Here is a 17,912-nt window from a genome sequence, read left to right on the forward strand (position 1 = left end):
GACTATAACACACTTTTCTTCAAAAGCAAGCATGTCTATCGGTTTACGTATTAAAACTCATAAAAAAACCTTCTCTATACGACAGAGAAGGTTTTTATGTAGGCTAGTCCCAATAATGCCGTCTTAATGCTTTCGTTTTGAACCCGCTCTCGGCAGGTGGGTACTCTGTTTTACACACTGTAAGTCCTTAGAGAAGGCATGTACGCTGTATAAAAACTCCGAGTTCCCAAGCAACAAATTGTTCGGTCAAAACTGTTGTAAAGACGAACATATCAGGACTCTATTGTTCTTGAAAGTATCTTATCACAGAAGATTTTGTTTTGCAATATTATGCTTCTGTTTTTGCTTTTCGAATATCTAGATTTAGTTCCTCAAGCTGAGCTTCGCTTACTTCACCCGGTGCGTTTGTTAGTAGACAGCTTGCACTTGCTGTTTTCGGGAATGCAATCGTATCACGAAGGTTCGTACGTCCAGCAAGCAGCATAACAAGACGATCAAGTCCTAATGCAATTCCACCGTGAGGAGGTGTACCGTATTCAAATGCTTCAAGTAAGAAACCAAATTGTTCATGCGCTTCTTCAAGCGTAAAGCCAAGCGTTTTAAACATTTGTTCTTGAATGTCACGCTCATAAATACGCAGTGATCCACCACCAAGCTCATAGCCGTTTAGAACAAGATCATACGCTTGAGCGCGAACGGCACCTGGATTCGTTTCTAACTGCGGTAAGTCTTCACGAACCGGCATTGTAAACGGATGGTGAGCTGCATAGTAACGACCTTCTTCTTCATCATGCTCAAGAAGTGGCCAATCTGTTACCCACAGGAAGTTAAATAGTGACTCATCAATTAGGCCAAGCTCTTTAGCCAGCTTTAATCGGAGCGCACCTAATGCATCTGCCACTACTGATTTTTTATCTGCAACAAATAATAATAAATCGCCTTCTTCAACCTGTAGCGTGCTCATAAACTGCGCTTGTTCTTCTTCGTTAAAGAATTTACTAATTGGTCCTTTCAGTCCTTCAGCTTCAACTTTTAGCCATGCAAGACCTTTCGCACCGTAAATCTTCACAAAATCTGTTAACGCATCGATATCTTTACGAGAATAATTCCCCGCAGCTCCTTTAACGTTAATTGCTTTAACTTGCCCACCGCTTTCTACCGCGGCACTGAACACTTTAAACCCGCAATCTTTTACAAGCTCAGATAAATCGACAAGCTCCATAGCAAAGCGCGTATCTGGCTTATCAGAACCAAAGCGACTCATTGCTTCATCATAAGAAATGCGTGGAAAAGGTGTTTGAATATCTAATCCTTTTACATTTTTCATCACTTTTGACATCATTTCTTCTGTCAATGTCATGATTTCTTCTTGCGTTAAGAAAGAAGTTTCAATATCGACTTGCGTAAATTCAGGTTGACGATCAGCACGTAAATCTTCATCACGGAAGCATCGCGCAATCTGATAGTAGCGCTCTACGCCGCTTACCATTAACAGCTGTTTAAAGATTTGTGGCGACTGCGGAAGCGCGTAAAATTCACCTGGGTGCACGCGGCTTGGTACAAGATAATCACGAGCACCTTCTGGCGTACTTTTTGTTAGAATTGGTGTTTCTACATCTAAGAAGTCGTTATCATCTAAGAAATTACGAATTGTTTTTGTAACGTCACTTCTCATCTTTAACGTTGAAAACATTTCTGGACGACGAAGATCTAAATAACGATATTTTAAACGAACATCTTCTGATACATCCGTTTGATCATTAAGAGCAAACGGAGGCGTCTTTGCTTCATTTAATACCGTAATACGCTCAGCGTGAATTTCGATTTTACCTGTTTTTAAGTTCGGGTTAATCGTTCCTTCTTGTCTGCCGACTACTTTCCCCTCAACTTGTAATACATACTCGTTACGAACGTTTTCTGCAATTTCAAGCGCTTCTTGTGATACCTCAGGGTTAAATACGACTTGTACTAAGCCTCCTCGATCACGTAAATCGATAAAGATTAACCCTCCTAAATCACGGCGTTTTTGCACCCAACCTTTTAACAATACTTTTTCACCAATGGCCGTTTCCGTTACGTCACCACAGTAATATGAACGTTTTGTCATGACTGTTCCTCCTTAAGCTTTGTTCTCTAAGTAAGCTACTAGCTCTTCTAACTTCACTTCTTCTTGCTCGCCTAGTGCCATATCTTTGACGTTGGCTACGCCTTTAGCTAATTCATCATCACCAAGGACCACTACGTATTTTGCTTCCAAACGATCTGCTGATTTGAATTGACCTTTTACTTTTTTATCTTGATAATCTTTTTCTGCTACAAATCCTGCTTTTCGTAGTTTATTAACAAGCGCGACTGATTTTGCTTTTGCTGCATCACCAAGTGTTACAACATAGCAATCAATGCCTTTTTCAACTGGAAGCTCAATGTTTTCAGCTTCTAATGCTGACAATAAGCGCTCAATACTTAAAGCAAACCCAATTCCTGGCGTTTCAGGTCCACCAATTTCTTGAATAAGTCCGTTATAACGTCCTCCGCCACATAGCGTAGTGATAGCACCAAATCCATCTGCTTCACTCATTAACTCAAACGCTGTGTGATTGTAGTAATCTAATCCGCGAACTAACGTTGGGTCAACGACATACTCAATATCTAAATCTGTTAAGTATTGCTGTACGCTTTCGAAGTACTCTTTTGAATAGTCATTTAAATACTCTAAGATAGACGGCGCTGTGTTCATAAGCTCATGGTCACGATCTTTCTTACAATCTAAAATGCGAAGTGGGTTTTTGTGCAAACGATTTTGACAATCGCTACAAAACTCACCGATACGCGGAGAGAAATGATCAATTAGCGCTTGGCGATGCGCTTGACGACTTTCCGTATCTCCTAGGCTGTTTACAACTAGCTTTAGCTTTTTTAAACCTAGCGATTGGTAAAAATTCATTAATAACGCTAACACTTCTGCATCAATAGCTGGATCGTTTACTCCAAGAGCTTCAACACCAAACTGAACGAATTGGCGGAAGCGCCCTGCTTGCGGTCTTTCATATCGGAACATGGGACCAATATAGAAAAGCTTCGTTGGTTGATTTGGATTTCCAAACATTTTATGCGTTACGTAAGAACGTCCAACAGCAGCAGTTCCTTCCGGACGAAGCGTTAAGCTTCTATCCCCTCGGTCTTTGAAGGTATACATTTCTTTTTGAACAATATCAGTTGTTTCTCCCACACCACGCTGAAATAACTCCGTATGCTCAAACATTGGTGTACGAATTTCTTTGTAGTTAAATGCACGACAGATTTCACGAGCTTTTTGCTCCACAAACTGCCAGTATTCTACTTTTCCTGGTAAGATATCTTGAGTTCCTCTTGGTATTTGAACTGACATAAAGCGTCATATGCCTCCTATAACTTCATTTTCTATAACAAAAAAACTCTCATCTCTACTAGCAACTAGTAGGGACGAGAGTTTAAATCACGTGGTACCACCCTAATTGAAGCATACATGCTGTACACTTCCACTCATTCGTTAACGTACGAAACCGTTCAGCTCCTACTAACCGTGCTTTCAGAGCGAAACCTCCGAAGTGTTCATTCATTGAGTCATCATGTAAAATGCTTTCAGCCCAAGGCATTTTTTCTCTCTCCATGTGTCATCTCAATTACTTTTCTTCATCATAGGTTCTATTCATATAAAATTAAGCTATGTAATAGCCGTTCGTTAAAATATAGCAATTGTTTACTATATTACGAATGAAATGAACAGTTGTCAAGAACTTCACGGCCATAAATTATTGGTAAGTTGGAAACGAAATGAATTATGAGCGGTTTAGCTGTTTCCTAAGCTTTTGCACATCTCGAAGCGACAAACCAAATTCAGACGCTAATTCAATTGACGAAGCATCCTTTTCTTTATCTACGAAGTCGTGGAACTGCATGCCGAAAAGCGACTGATTTTGTTGAAAGGAATGCTCTCCTTTATCACTAAATTTCATGTACGTATCCCTTCTTTCTAAGTGCTTTCACACTAAATATGCTCTTTATAGCATTGCCAAAAAAGTCGACATCTTTCATAAATGAAAGGATTTTTTTTCACAACCTCGAATTACTTAGTCTGTGATAAAGGAGGGATACGTATCGCTTTTTTTCGTTCATCTAAACTTTATTTCTTGTTGTCTGTTATCATACTCGTTTGTCTCTCTTCCTTCGATGAGCCAGAATCTCCGAGTTTTTCACCTAGAATCGTTACAGCCGATACCTTACATGTTCGAACAGGACCAGGTTTAGCTTTTTCCATTTCAGCAACACTTAAGCAAAATGATCGGGTTAGCGTTATAGATCAGCAGGGAAATTGGCTTTTTGTACAATTTCAAGACCTTGAAGGCTGGATTTCTAAACCACATACAGCGTTATTAGACTTTAACAACCTCTCTCCACAGCAGCAAATTGAGCTAAAATCTACACCTGTTATCGAAAACGCACCTACAGATTATTTAAAAGGGAAAACCATCATTTTAGATCCCGGACACGGTGGGAAAGATAAAGGGGCCATAGGTACACAAGGTACGTATGAAAAGGACTTAACGCTCCGAACTGCTCGTTTCGTACAAGAAGAGCTTCAAAACGATGGTGCCACCGTAAAATTAACAAGAACAGACGATTCATATGTAGAGCTGTCCAATCGTATTCTAGCTTCAAACAGCGCTGATTTATATATTAGCATTCATTATAACAGCGTTGCTAACCCTGACTTAACAGGACTCATCACGTACTTTTACCATGATAACCAAGACTCTATTCTAGCTGGCTCTATCCACGCTTCACTTGTCCATCACAGTGACTTAAAGGACAAAGGAGTGCGTTTTGGAGACTACTACGTGCTGCGTGAAAATAAGCGCCCAAGCATTTTATTAGAGCTAGGTTTTTTAAGTAATAAGCGTGAGGAAACCTACATTAATTCCGTTGGGTATCAGCGAAGAGTCGCTCACCAAGTAGCCGTAGGAATTCAGCAATACTTCAAGCAACAATAGAAAAAGCGCCTGTTTGCACATGATGCAACAGACGCTTTTTTAATCATTTATTTATCTTTGCTTTCAATAATTAACGTAACAGGCCCATCATTGGTGAAGCTAACGTCCATCATTGCTCCAAACGAGCCGGTTTGAACACGAACTCCCTTTTTTTCTAGCTGCTCGTTAAAATAATTATACAGCGTAAGCGCTTTGTCTGGCTTTGCCGCTCCCATAAAATTTGGGCGTCTTCCTTTTCGACAATCACCATACAACGTAAACTGCGAAACAGATAGAATTTCACCTTCAATATCGAGCAATGAGTGATTCATTTTTCCTGTTTCATCTTCAAACACTCGTAGGTTGACTATTTTATCTGCAAGGTAATCCGCATCTTTCATTTCATCTTCATGCGTAACTCCTACTAAGAGCATAAAGCCTTTGCTAATTTCACCAACGACTTCACCTTCAACGGTAACATTTGCTTCTTTTGCACGCTGCACTACAACTTTCATTCTTCACGTACCTTTCTTAATGCATAATACGACGAACCGAATAGATATCACGAATTTGCTTAATTCGTTCAACAACTTTATGAAGATGACTAATGTTATGAATAGAGATTGACATATTAATGGTTGCCATTTTATTTCGATCCGATCGACCAGAGACGGCTGAAATATTGGTTTTTGTTTCATTGACAGCTTGAAGCACTTCGTTTAACAAGCCGCGACGATCATAACCAGATATCTCAATCTCGACGTTAAATTCTTTACCTTCTTTAATATGCGTTTCCCACTCAACTGGAATTAAACGATTTTCCGAATCCTCCGTATGGACATTTAAACAGTCTGCGCGGTGAACAGATACTCCCCGACCCTTTGTAATGAATCCTACAATCTCATCACCAGGAACTGGATTACAGCATTTCGATAAACGAATAAGCATATTTTCAACACCTGGTACAATAACACCAGAGTCTTTGCGCTTATGCTGACGTACACGCTTCGCTGCCGTATCTCGAGCCAGATCATCTACCTGCACTTCCTGCTCTTGATCACGCTGCTTTCGCCATTTCTCTGTCAAACGATTCGCAACCTGAGCAGCAGTTAAACCGTTATATCCAATTGCTGCATACATATCATCTTCATTTGAGAAGTTAAACTTTTCGGCTACTCGTTTAATATTATCGGTTGTTAATACTTCTTTTACGTCAAATTCCATTTGACGAATTTCTTTTTCAACAAGCTCTTTGCCTTTTTCAATATTTTCATCTCGGCTTTGCTTCTTAAAGAACTGACGTATCTTGTTTTTTGCCTGAGATGTTTGAGCAAGCTTCAGCCAATCTTTACTTGGTCCATAGGAATGCTTAGATGTTAAAATTTCAATGATATCTCCCGTTTTTAGACGATAATCCAGCGTGACCATCTTTCCATTGACTTTCGCACCGATTGTTTTATTCCCAATTTCTGAGTGAATGCGATATGCAAAGTCAATCGGAACTGAACCAGACGGTAATTCAATCACATCGCCTTTTGGCGTAAAAATATAGACCATGTCCGAAAATAAGTCAATTTTCAATGATTCCATGAACTCTTCTGCATCATTAGCGTCATTTTGGAACTCTAAAATTTCGCGGAACCAAGTCAACTTCTCTTCGAAAGATGCATGTTCCGTTGACTTGCCTTCTTTATAAGCCCAATGTGCAGCAATTCCATACTCTGCAATTTGATGCATATCAAAAGTACGAATCTGAACTTCCAAGGGATCGCCTTTTGGCCCAATAACAGTTGTATGAAGAGACTGATACATATTTTGCTTTGGCATTGCAATATAATCTTTAAAGCGGCCAGGCATTGGTTTCCAACAGGTGTGGATAATACCAAGTACCGCATAGCAATCTTTAATGCTGTCTACAATAATACGCACTGCAAGCAAATCATAGATTTCATTAAACTGCTTATTTTGAAGGGCCATTTTGCGATAGATTGAATAGATATGCTTTGGTCTACCTGAAATCTCAACTTTAATCGACACATCATCAACGTTCTCGCGTACTTCATCAATAACTTCTTCTAAGTACTGTTCGCGCTCTGCTCGCTTTTTCTTCATCAAGTTTACAATTCGATAATACTGCTGCGGATTTAAATAGCGCAGAGCTGTGTCTTCAAGCTCCCACTTAATCTTTGAAATCCCCAAGCGATGAGCAAGCGGTGCAAAAATCTCCAGCGTTTCGTTTGAAATGCGGCGCTGTTTCTCTTGTGGTAAATGCTTTAATGTACGCATATTATGCAAACGGTCGGCTAACTTAATTAAAATAACGCGAATATCTTGTGCCATTGCAACAAACATTTTGCGATGGTTTTCTGCCTGCTGCTCTTCTTTTGATTTATATTTAATTTTCCCAAGTTTTGTAACACCGTCTACTAACATTGAAACTTCTGAGTTGAAAGCTTTCTCTAAATCTTTTAGCGTTATCTCTGTATCTTCAACGACATCGTGTAAGAATCCAGCTGCAATTGTGGCTGGATCCATGTCAAGATCAACTAAAATCCCTGCAACCTGTATAGGATGAATGATATACGGTTCTCCTGATTTACGATATTGCTCTTTATGTGCTTCTTTTGCAAAATCATATGCTGCTTGAACAAACGCAACATCCTCTTCATCCAAATACCGTCTCGAATTATCAATGACCTGTTCTGCTGTTAGGACTTGCTCATTTGCCATGAAATCACCTTTATCAACTAGCATTTTTATTAATTCATATTGTAACTATTATCATGAAAATTAATAGAGATGTAAAGCCTTTGGTAATAATTTATCAAATAAAGTCACATTTCAATCTTTTGCTTTCTTCGTATTAAACAAAAAAGAGTTTGGGACATAACAAAATGATTGCTTCTAAGAGACGAACAATAGCTGTTCCAATCTCTTTGGTTTGTCTGAACACGTTCGTTCCATTGCGCTACGGCCACTCGCTTTCCGCGGGGAGGAACCTGAGCTTCCTCGCTGCGCTGCGGGATCTCAGGTTTCCCTCTCTTTCCCGCAGGAGTCGAGTGTCCAACGCTCCATTCCACCCTGTTTCCAACATTGTTTTCACAATCAACAAAAAACCTGAACGATTAAAAGTGAGAAACTCTCAATCGTTCAGGTACAGTAGAGGCAGAACTACTTATGTCTCAGTCTCTTCTCTGTTTGATTATAAATCCGTTCATTAGTACGTCATTAATGTAAATACGTCGTATCCTTCTAGCTTTTCGCGTCCATCTAAGTATGATAACTCAATAAGGAACGCAATGCCAGCAACTACTCCGCCTAGTTCTTCAACTAGTTTAATTGTTGCTTCAATTGTTCCACCTGTTGCTAATAAGTCGTCTGTAATTAATACGCGTTGCCCTGGCTTAATTGCATCTTTATGGATTGTTAATACGTCTTTTCCATATTCTAAGCCATAATCAACTTTAATTACCTCACGAGGTAATTTACCTTCTTTACGAACTGGTGCAAAGCCTACACCTAGCGCATACGCAACTGGACAACCAACGATAAACCCACGTGCTTCAGGCCCAACGATGATATCAATTTCTTTATCTTTTGCATACTTCATGATTTCATCTGTCGCTGCACGATACGCTTCACCATTATCCATTAATGTTGAGATATCTTTAAACTTAATACCTGGTTTTGGCCAGTCAGGTACAATTGTAATATAATCTTTAAAATTCATTCTAATGTTGCCTCCTCATTCATCCGCACTTGCAAGAAGCTTCTCAAACTCACTTTTTAACTGTGCATATGAACTATAAATAAAGTTTTTTTCCATTTCAATTTGTTGCTGTTTCTTGCGATAAGTCACAGACTCTATTAAATCACGTTTAGGACTATTTTTCACTAGCGAAATTAGACCATTGTTTATTGTAACAAATTCTAGTTCGAAAAACACCTGGCAGATAAAATCAATTGTATCTTTTGTCCAGCCTTTATGAATGGCAATCTCTTCTTTATAGTGTTTTAAATCAAACGGGCTTCTTTTAGCCAGCAGTCCATAAAACCACTTAAAATGTTCACGAGTCGGAATCGTATCAAAATAACTATCATTTTCCGTTACGAACATCGCATAAATTCGAGCCGGCTTTCCTTCAGCAAATAAGAGATTTAACCTCTCTTTTGAATCTGGTAAATCTAAAAGAATCATTTGTTTATCAGCTGAATTATATAGACTAGCTTGTTCATCTGTCGAAATCTCAACGACTTGATCCATCGGCAAAATCGCTGCATGCTTTTGAACGGTTTGTTGATTAAACGTCACGATATCCATTTCTTTCGTGAAAATTTCTTGAAAGAATCTCTTCATATCAAATGAATTACGATAATCAAAAAGCTGCCATTCACTCACTGCTACATCTTCAATCATGAGCTGTGGCTTGCGTATATTATTCCATTCGTTAATTGAAAGCTCACCGACTAACGATACTTTGGCTAACGGAGAGACTTCATCTAATACATGTCCTAAACCAAACCCTACGACGTCAATTGATAGCCCATTATCTTCTACAACAAGCTTTAAATGGTTTTTATCACTGCCGATTTTACGCATTGATGTTGGCGTAACACGCTCAACAAGCACCTTCGGCTTGGGGTTATGCATGCCAAAAGGAGCGAGTGTTTGGAGCTCTTCAATACCAGCGATTGTAATATCCTCAACTTTGCATATCGTATCAATCGAGGTAATCGGAATGAAGTCTTGTTCAGTTAGCACTTCTCGCGCTTGTTCATTTAAACGCTGGCGCAGTAGCTCAACATTCTTCGCTTCAAGCGTCATCCCTGCAGCCATCGGGTGGCCCCCGAAATGCGGTAAAATATCACGACTCTTTGATAAGTTTGCAAATAAATCAAATCCAGCAATGCTTCTTGCCGATCCTTTTGCTAAGCCGGTTTCATGATCCAGACTTAACACAATAGTTGGACGATAGAACTTTTCAACCAACCGAGAAGCTACGATTCCAACAACTCCTGCGTTCCACCCTTCACCTTCAATAATTAAGACTGCATTTTCACTAGGCGGATATAGGCTTTCTACAGTATCGATTGCTTCTTGCGTAATTTCATTTACAATCTGTTGGCGCTCTTTATTTAAAGCATCAATTTCTTTTGCTAACTCGATTGCTTCTTCATAATGAGCAGACATAAGTAAATCGACTGCCGGGTTCGCATCTTGAAGACGACCTACAGCATTAATTCTTGGAGCAAGGGCAAAACCAATTGTGTCTTCCGTAATGTCTTCTTTCTTCACACTGCACACTTTTAATAGCGCTTCAACTCCAGGTCGAGTTGAACTTTTTAAATAGCGTAAGCCCTTTTTCGCTATTAGTCGATTTTCTCCTACTAGCGGCACCAAATCAGCAATTGTACCAATGACAGCTAGCTCCAATAAATGTTCAGGAGCTTCACCGAGCAAAGCGTGAGCTAATTTAAACGCTACTCCAACTCCAGCTAGCTCTTTGAATGGATAGCCTCCACCTGGAAGTTTAGGATGGATAATCGCATAGGCTTCCGGAATTTCTGGACCTGGTTCATGGTGGTCTGTAATGATTAAATCAAACCCTATCTCAGCTGCTAGCTTTGCCTCTTTAACAGCGGAAATTCCAGTATCTACTGTAATAACTAATCCATATCCTTCATCACCAATCTGTCTAAATGCCTGTTCGTTTGGGCCGTAGCCTTCTGTAAAACGATTGGGTATATAAAAATCAACTTGCGCTCCGAGTTGACCTAAAACAGAAAGCATAACGGACGTACTGCTTACACCGTCAGCATCATAATCCCCATATATCATAATACGTTCATTGTTTTCAATCGCTTGACGAATGCGCGCAACCGTTTCTTCCATACCTTCTAAAAGAAATGGGTCATGAAAAGATTCATCCTCAATATGTAAAAACTGTGAGGCTTCTTCTACTGTTTGAATTCCTCGATTAATAAGCAGTGAAGCAACAAGAGGTGTAATATTGAGTTTCTTTGCAAATTCATCAACAAGTGGATCATCTATATGTTTTACATTCCAACGCTTCTTTGACTGTAGCATATCTCATCTCACCCCTTAACCCACATAATTATACTAAAGGCAACCCAAACGGGCAATGAGTGAGCTTAATCTTAACTTTCTGAATATGGGTTAATATGAACAAATACACCTTGAATATTCGGTTCTTCCAGTAACTTCTCTTTTACTACTTTTCCAATTTGATGGCCCTTTTTCACCGTGATAAACGGATCGACTGAAATACGCAAATCAACAATAACATAGTAACCATGCTCTCTTGCATGAAGCGTGTCAATTCGTTCAACACCTTCAACGCCTAACACGATCTCTTTTAAATGTGCGATATCTTCCTCATGAAGAACATGATCCAACGTATTGTGAAAAGCCTCTGCTCCTAGTGTCCAAGCGGTTTTTAACACAAGTACAGAAACAATTAATCCTGCGAGAGGATCCGCATACACTAACCACTCTATCCCAATTTCATCGCCAATAAGAGAAGCTCCAATACCTACAAGCGCTGCAAAAGAAGAGAACACGTCCACTCGATGATCATGAGCATTAATCATAACAGCGTCACTTTTTATTTTCTTTCCAATACGGTATGTGTAGCGGTACAATCCTTCTTTAATAATGATAGCCGCAACTAGAGCATAGACAGCAAAAATTTTAGGAGGCTCTATCCGATTAAAAAATGCTTGGAAAGAAGAAGTTAAAATTTCAATTCCTACAATGGCTAAAAGAACGGCTACGATAATAGCAGCGATTGATTCAGCTTTTCCATGTCCATAAGGATGATCTTCATCAGGTGGCTGCTTTGCAATTTTCACACCAATAAAAACCACAAGTGAGCCTGCAACATCTGAAACAGAATTGGCGGCGTCCGCTATGAGTGCTCGACTGTTTGCCATGACGCCTACAATCGATTTCATGATAGCCAAGACAATATTACCAACCATCCCTACCATCGCAGCAGTTTGTGCTTCTTTAAACCGCTGTTCATTGTCCATTTTTTCACACCCTTTCTAGAAAGGCATTATTCATTAGCGTACCCAAAATTCTCTTGTACTACTAAGCTTATGATGTGAATTGAAAGGGCAGACACAGAAAAAGTGCACGGAATAATCCGTGCACTTTTTCATTCATTTATTCTGTTTCGTTTTCAACGACTCTCTTACGTTCTAGCTGCTTGCCTTTCCATACAAGCCACAGCTGAGAGGCAATGAAAATCGATGAGTACGTACCTGCAATTAATCCTACTAGTAGAGCGATAGAGAAGTTTAGAATTGAGTCACTTCCAAAAATCAACAGTGCTGCTACAGCAATAATTACCGTAATAATCGTATTCAACGATCGAGTTAGGGTCTCACGCAAACTTAAGTTCACGATAAACTTTAAGTCCTCAAACGTTTTTGATTTGAACTTCTTCATATTCTCTCGAATGCGGTCAAACGTTACAATCGTATCGTTGATTGAATAACCAACGATTGTTAAGATTGCCGCAATGAATGTCAAATCAACCTCAAGACGAGTTAAACTGAAGAAAGCAATGATGAAAAAGGCATCATGTAGTAAGGCTACAATGGCAGCTAATCCCATATACAGCTCAAATCGGAACCCTACATAAATAATAATTCCAATAGAAGCAATTAATACCGCAATCATTGCATTGCGTGCTAGCTCTTTTCCGACAGTCGGAGACACTGTACTTACGTTAGGTTCTGAGCCATACTTTCCACTGAAGTAATCCTTTAAATCAGCAATTTCCTTTTGTGAAAGTACACCTACAAAGCTGGCAACTCCCGTCTTTTTATCATCACCCGTGATAATCACATCGTCTGACTCTAATCCAATTGAAGACATGTCCTTTTCTACCTGTTCTTGAGTTAAAGCTTTATCACTTGCTACTTCAACTCGCGTTCCGCTTGCAAAATCAATTCCTAGGTTAAGCTTGAAGATAAGCAAGGCAATAACTCCAGCTACAACAAGGATGCTTGATAAAGCAAAGAAGCGTTTTCTGTATTTAACAAAATCAAATCTGTCCCAAGCTGTTGGTAAAACTGTTTGACCATCGTCTTTGCTTAAATCATGAATTTCAGATTTTTTCACACCGAATAAGTGAGGTTTTTTATTTAACCAACGGCTGTTAACTAGCAGAGCTAGCAACAATCTCGTTCCATATACAGCTGTCACAAAGCTCAGTACAATCCCAATCATTAACGTTGTCGCAAATCCTTGAACAGAACTTGTTCCATAGATAAACAGCACAACAGCTGCTAACATTGTTGTTAAGTTTGCATCGAAAATCGTTGCAATGGAACGGCGATTTCCTGCTTTAAAAGCAGACATTACAGATCGGCCTGTCCTTAATTCATCTTTAATTCGCTCGTATGTAATGATATTAGCATCCACTGCCATCCCGACTCCAAGAATTAAAGCTGCTATCCCTGGAAGAGTAAGAACAACATGCATAAGATCGAATACTAAAAGGTTTAAATATACGTAAAAGCTTAGCGTAATTACCGCGATAAGCCCTGGTAGACGGTAGAATGCAATCATGAAAAGGAAGATGATAGCAATTCCAATTGCTCCGGCAAATACGGTCATATCGAGAGCTTTCTCACCAAATTGAGCCCCGACAGATGTTGAATAAATTTCATCCAATTTAACAGGCAAAGAGCCTGCATTTAATAGATCTGATAATTCTGTAGCACTTTTAACTGTAAAGTTACCACCCGTAATCGATACTTCTTTTTGAGAGAAAACTTGATTTACAGTTGCTGCAGATAAAAACTTAGGATTTTGCTTAGCTGCTTCTGCCTTATAGGAATCTTTTCCTTCCTCAAAATCTAACCAGATGACCAATAAATTATTGGGTGCCATATCTAGCACTTTCTTTGTTACTTCTTTAAACTTATCCGCATCTTTTAGCTTTAACGAAACGCTCGGCTGATTGTTTTCATCAAACGATTGCTTTGCACCATTTTGAGCAAGGTCAGAACCATCCATTAAGATATTGTCATTTACATCACGGAAGGTTAAATTTGCTTCAGTTGATAATAGCTCACGCGCTTGTGACTGATCCGTAACACCAGCCAACTGTACGCGAATGCGATCATCTCCTTCAATTTGAATACTAGGCTCGCTTACACCGAGCACATTCACACGCTGATTTAGCGCTTCAACGGTGCTTTTAAGTGCACTGTTATCGATGACATCACCTTTCTTAGCAGGTTTTACATCATATAAAATTTCAAACCCACCTTGAAGATCAAGGCCAAGCTTAATATCTTTTGCAATACCTATAACCGTTGTTCCGATTGTACCAAATATTAAAAGTACTAAGAGGAAAAAGGTAACGATACGTCCTCTTTTAACCATAAATAAGAAATCCTCCTTCTTATGTAAAACACATGAGCTGATCGCTGTAAAATACCAACTTAATTATCTTCGATAACTAGGGGTCTGTCAAATGACGAACCATAAAATTTGCATTACTTTAATAATTCTTTCCAATCTTCATTGTCACTAACAGTTTCGAACATATTTGATTTATAAGATTCAATTGTTACATAGCTCATTACATCAGTAATCTTAACAGTCAACACGTCACTAACAACCTGATGCAACGAAAATTCTTGACGCTTTTTCCACTTCTTTTGGTTCAAATACCCCCACAATTCTGCTTCCGTTACGTCTTCGTAACCAATTAAATGAAATTCTTCTAGCTTACTCTCAATTACTGGTTGAATGATTGTCTTTTGCTCATCTGATATTATCGAATTCATGTTCACGACTCCTTTTCTCACACGCATGCAAAATATATAAGCCAGCAAGCTCTCTGTTATTTCTTTGATTCCTTGTCATGCTTGGACACATTCCCTGCATATATTGGATTACATCAATTATAATTTGTCCAAGAAGGCAGTGAGGATCTATGTCTAAATTTTTGCAAGGTACTATTATTTTAATTATAGCTGGATTGATTACAAGAGTTCTCGGATTCATTAACCGCGTTGTTATTGCAAGAATGATTGGGAACGAAGGTGTTGGCCTATACATGATGGCTGTTCCTACTCTTGTACTCGTTATTACGTTAACGCAGTTAGGTTTGCCTGTAGCCATTTCAAAGCTAGTTGCAGAAGCACAGGCACTCGGTGACAAACGAAAAATTAAAAAGATTCTGGTTGTTTCTTTAAGCATCACGTGTACATTGAGTTTTATATTTACGCTCAGTTTAATAGTATTCGCTCCTATTATCGCAAAAACCTTTTTTACAGATGAGCGTACCTTATATCCACTATTAGCGGTTATTCCTGTTATTCCAATTATCGCTATTTCATCGGTTATTCGCGGCTATTTCCAAGGTCTTCAGCAAATGAAACCCGCTGCTTATTCGCAGGTCATTGAACAAGTCGTTCGTATCACTTTAATCGCTGTATGTACAAAGGCATTCTTACCTTATGGAATTGAATATGCCGCTGCTGGCGCTATGCTCTCTTCTGTATTTGGAGAATTGGCATCTCTATTTTATATGTTCTATATGTTTAAACGAAAAAAGAAGTTAACCGTTCGTCGTAACTTTTTTCAATCACTTCGTGCTGGCAAAGATACCTTTTATGACTTGATGAGAATCGCTGTTCCCACTACAGGGAGTCGTATGATTGGTTCAGTTTCTTGGTTTTTAGAACCAATTGTTGTAGCCAAGAGCCTAGCGATTGCTGGAGTAGCAACCACCGTCGCTACTCAGCAGTACGGAGAATTAACGGGCTTTGCACTTCCATTATTAATGCTACCGTCCTTTATTACCGTTTCTCTTTCAACTGCACTAGTACCTGCTATCAGTGAATCCTATGCAAAGAACCATATGAAACAAATTCAGTATAGACTTCACCAAGCGCTGCGCCTATCGTTTATAACAGGGGGACTTGCCGTTGTCGTATTATACGTATTCGCTAACCCCATAATGGAATTGATGTACGGATCAGATAAAGCAGCTATCTTTGTTAAAGTCATGGCACCCTTTTTTATCTTCTCTTACTTTCAAGGACCCCTTCAGGCCGTCCTTCAAGCTTTAGACCTAGCTAAAGCCGCCATGATTAACAGTTTCATTGGCGCAGCTGTGAAAACCGCATTGATTTTTTTATTAGCTTCTCAGCCTACTCTCGGCATTATGGGCGCCGGACTTTCTATTGTAGTTGGCACTATGCTCGTCACTCTTCTTCATTTATCAACCGTTACGAAACAAATTATGTATAAGCTACAAATCATGGATTATGTAAAAAGCTGTATCGTCATGTTAGCTGCTGGATCGGTGGGACAGTATGCGTTTACACATTTTTTTGCCAACCTTCCACTTGTACTACAAACATTAGTCTCTATAATGCTAACAAGCCTGTTATACGTTATTCTTTTATTACTATTCAAGCTTATTACGAAAGAAGAGCTCAACCGCTTTTCAATTCTACGACTGTTTAAAAAGAAATAAAGAAGATGAGCAACCATACTCATCTTCTTTATTTTGGTTCGTCCACTTTATCTACAAAAAAGGTGCCATTATTGTAGGTACAATATGAAATATTCTTTATTTCTTGATAACCTAGCTTTTTTAATTCTTGGCGAAGCCATAGCGTTGTACGGTGATCGAGTGCTAAATGTTCTTCTTGGACTACGCCATCAATAATGTAAGGCAGATTTAAGCTTTCTTTTCCAAAAGGAGCGGTATTATTCTTTTTTTCAAAAACAGAAAGCTTGCCAGAAGGTTCTAAAATAGCAAATTCAACGTCAGCAATATCCTTCACATTTTTATCACGAAGCTGTATGAGTAAATCGTTAAAGTTATAGTGCTGCTTTTTCATTTCCTTTTCACGAATTTCGCCATTTTGAATAATAACCGTCGGCTGACCGTCTAAGAAGTTGCGCATGCGATTACTTTTGAGTGACCAAAGAGCCAACCCAATTTGAATCACAAGTAAGGTGATCATCGGAACTAAGCTATGATGCAATGGATCATTTGTATTTTCAATTGCCACTACCGCTAGCTCTGCTAGCATAATAAACACGACAAGGTCTAAAATACTGAGCTCGCCAATTTCACGCTTACCCATTAGTCTAAAGATGACTAATACGATAAAATATAACAAAATAGTACGAAAAACCATTGTTACGATCTCCATATAAAAACCTCCGCACTTTGACATTCCTGACTAGTTTTCGTTTAAACACAAAAAATAGACGGATTTTTTTGCGTCTATTTCTTCCATTTTGTGAATATGCTCGTACTAAGATTGCAGTTTGACATATAAGGGGGTTTTTAGTAATGGAAGCAAAAAGAATGAGCAGTGCTATCTTTTTTGGAGTAATGATCATCTTTATCATCGGTTTTGTCATCAGCCTTTTGTTAGCACTTTTGTTAAAGTTTTCGTCTGTTACTGAACAAGCTTTGCAACTATGGATTGCTATTTTATCCTTTTTGGCAGTCTTTATTGGTGGATTTATGTCAGGTGGAAAAAGCGGCTCAAAGGGTTGGATGATTGGTGGAGCAACTGGTCTTATCTACTCTGTTCTTATGCTTATGCTACAATTTCTTGGATACAACGAGCTCTTTTCAGCTCAGCAGCTTTTATTTCACGGTGGGTTTTTACTGGTAGCCATGCTCGGCGGTGTGATTGGGGTCAATTTATCAGGCTCTAGAACAGCATAAAAAGAGTTTGGGACATAACAAAATGATTGCTTCTAAAAGACGAACACTAGCTGTTCCCATCTCTTTGGTTTGTCTCAACCCGTTCGTTCCATTGCGCTACGGCCACTCGCTTTCCGCGGGGAGGAACCTGAGCTTCCTCGCTGCGCTGCGGGATCTC

At 39.2% G+C, this 17,912-nt stretch carries 15 protein-coding genes, 1 other RNA gene and 1 other annotated feature; of the genes, 3 read left to right on the forward strand and 13 right to left on the reverse strand.

What is annotated here, in order from left to right; genetic code table 11:
* Positions 1–102: 102 nt before the first annotated feature.
* The 4 genes from ssrS to AS180_RS13850 all read right to left on the reverse strand — a co-directional run bounded on the left by ssrS (position 103) and on the right by AS180_RS13850 (position 3,995).
* Positions 103–282: non-coding RNA, 6S RNA (ssrS, locus tag AS180_RS13835), on the reverse strand.
* A 46-nt stretch (positions 283–328) separates the two neighbouring features.
* Positions 329–2,107: an aspartate--tRNA ligase gene (gene aspS / locus AS180_RS13840; protein WP_025911729.1), complete on the reverse strand. Its 1,779-nt coding sequence runs from the start codon at positions 2,105–2,107 to the stop codon at positions 329–331.
* A 12-nt stretch (positions 2,108–2,119) separates the two neighbouring features.
* A complete protein-coding gene (gene hisS, locus AS180_RS13845) occupies positions 2,120–3,388 on the reverse strand; it encodes a histidine--tRNA ligase (RefSeq protein WP_061784990.1) in 1,269 nt (422 codons plus the stop codon).
* A 67-nt stretch (positions 3,389–3,455) separates the two neighbouring features.
* Positions 3,456–3,688 (reverse strand) — a binding site (T-box leader).
* A 130-nt stretch (positions 3,689–3,818) separates the two neighbouring features.
* Positions 3,819–3,995, reverse strand: a complete 177-nt coding sequence (locus AS180_RS13850; RefSeq protein ID WP_035321387.1) for a hypothetical protein — start codon at positions 3,993–3,995, stop codon at positions 3,819–3,821.
* 177 nt (positions 3,996–4,172) lie between these two features.
* On the opposite strand from AS180_RS13850, the gene AS180_RS13855 reads away from it, so the two are divergent.
* Positions 4,173–5,030 (forward strand): N-acetylmuramoyl-L-alanine amidase, encoded by an 858-nt coding sequence (locus AS180_RS13855; protein WP_226372971.1) that lies wholly within the window; start codon positions 4,173–4,175, stop codon positions 5,028–5,030.
* A gap of 47 nt (positions 5,031–5,077) precedes the next feature.
* Here the strand turns inward: AS180_RS13855 and dtd are convergent, their stop codons facing one another.
* The 8 genes from dtd to AS180_RS13890 form a co-directional block, all read right to left on the reverse strand.
* Complete coding sequence (dtd, locus tag AS180_RS13860; RefSeq protein ID WP_025911732.1) at positions 5,078–5,524, reverse strand: D-aminoacyl-tRNA deacylase; 447 nt, start codon at positions 5,522–5,524, stop codon at positions 5,078–5,080.
* Positions 5,525–5,540: 16 nt separating this feature from the next.
* A complete protein-coding gene (locus AS180_RS13865) occupies positions 5,541–7,739 on the reverse strand; it encodes a RelA/SpoT family protein (protein WP_025911733.1) in 2,199 nt (732 codons plus the stop codon).
* A 104-nt stretch (positions 7,740–7,843) separates the two neighbouring features.
* Positions 7,844–8,089, reverse strand: a complete 246-nt coding sequence (locus tag AS180_RS22655; RefSeq protein WP_139109202.1) for a hypothetical protein — start codon at positions 8,087–8,089, stop codon at positions 7,844–7,846.
* Between the two features lie 137 nt (positions 8,090–8,226).
* Positions 8,227–8,739, reverse strand: coding sequence for an adenine phosphoribosyltransferase (locus tag AS180_RS13870; RefSeq protein ID WP_025911735.1), 513 nt, complete (start codon positions 8,737–8,739; stop codon positions 8,227–8,229).
* 15 nt (positions 8,740–8,754) lie between these two features.
* Positions 8,755–11,097: a single-stranded-DNA-specific exonuclease RecJ gene (recJ, locus tag AS180_RS13875; RefSeq protein WP_025911737.1), complete on the reverse strand. Its 2,343-nt coding sequence runs from the start codon at positions 11,095–11,097 to the stop codon at positions 8,755–8,757.
* A 71-nt stretch (positions 11,098–11,168) separates the two neighbouring features.
* On the reverse strand, positions 11,169–12,062 hold the full coding sequence (locus AS180_RS13880; RefSeq protein ID WP_025911738.1) for a cation diffusion facilitator family transporter: 894 nt from the start codon (positions 12,060–12,062) through the stop codon (positions 11,169–11,171).
* 136 nt (positions 12,063–12,198) lie between these two features.
* On the reverse strand, positions 12,199–14,433 hold the full coding sequence (secDF, locus tag AS180_RS13885) for a protein translocase subunit SecDF (RefSeq protein WP_062686955.1): 2,235 nt from the start codon (positions 14,431–14,433) through the stop codon (positions 12,199–12,201).
* Positions 14,434–14,546: 113 nt separating this feature from the next.
* A complete protein-coding gene (locus AS180_RS13890) occupies positions 14,547–14,840 on the reverse strand; it encodes a post-transcriptional regulator (RefSeq protein WP_025911741.1) in 294 nt (97 codons plus the stop codon).
* 149 nt (positions 14,841–14,989) lie between these two features.
* On the opposite strand from AS180_RS13890, the gene spoVB reads away from it, so the two are divergent.
* Positions 14,990–16,540: a stage V sporulation protein B gene (spoVB, locus tag AS180_RS13895; RefSeq protein ID WP_062686956.1), complete on the forward strand. Its 1,551-nt coding sequence runs from the start codon at positions 14,990–14,992 to the stop codon at positions 16,538–16,540.
* Between the two features lie 28 nt (positions 16,541–16,568).
* On the opposite strand, the gene AS180_RS13900 is transcribed toward spoVB, so the two are convergent.
* Entirely contained in the window at positions 16,569–17,228 is a 660-nt protein-coding gene (locus AS180_RS13900; RefSeq protein WP_025911745.1) for a DUF421 domain-containing protein, read from the reverse strand.
* A 143-nt stretch (positions 17,229–17,371) separates the two neighbouring features.
* Between AS180_RS13900 and AS180_RS13905 the strand changes: the two genes are divergently transcribed.
* Positions 17,372–17,755: a TIGR04086 family membrane protein gene (locus tag AS180_RS13905; RefSeq protein ID WP_025911747.1), complete on the forward strand. Its 384-nt coding sequence runs from the start codon at positions 17,372–17,374 to the stop codon at positions 17,753–17,755.
* Positions 17,756–17,912 lie beyond the last annotated feature (157 nt).

Origin of the sequence: Priestia veravalensis (assembly GCF_001457055.1) — a bacterium.
Taxonomy (GTDB): domain Bacteria; phylum Bacillota; class Bacilli; order Bacillales; family Bacillaceae_H; genus Priestia; species Priestia flexa.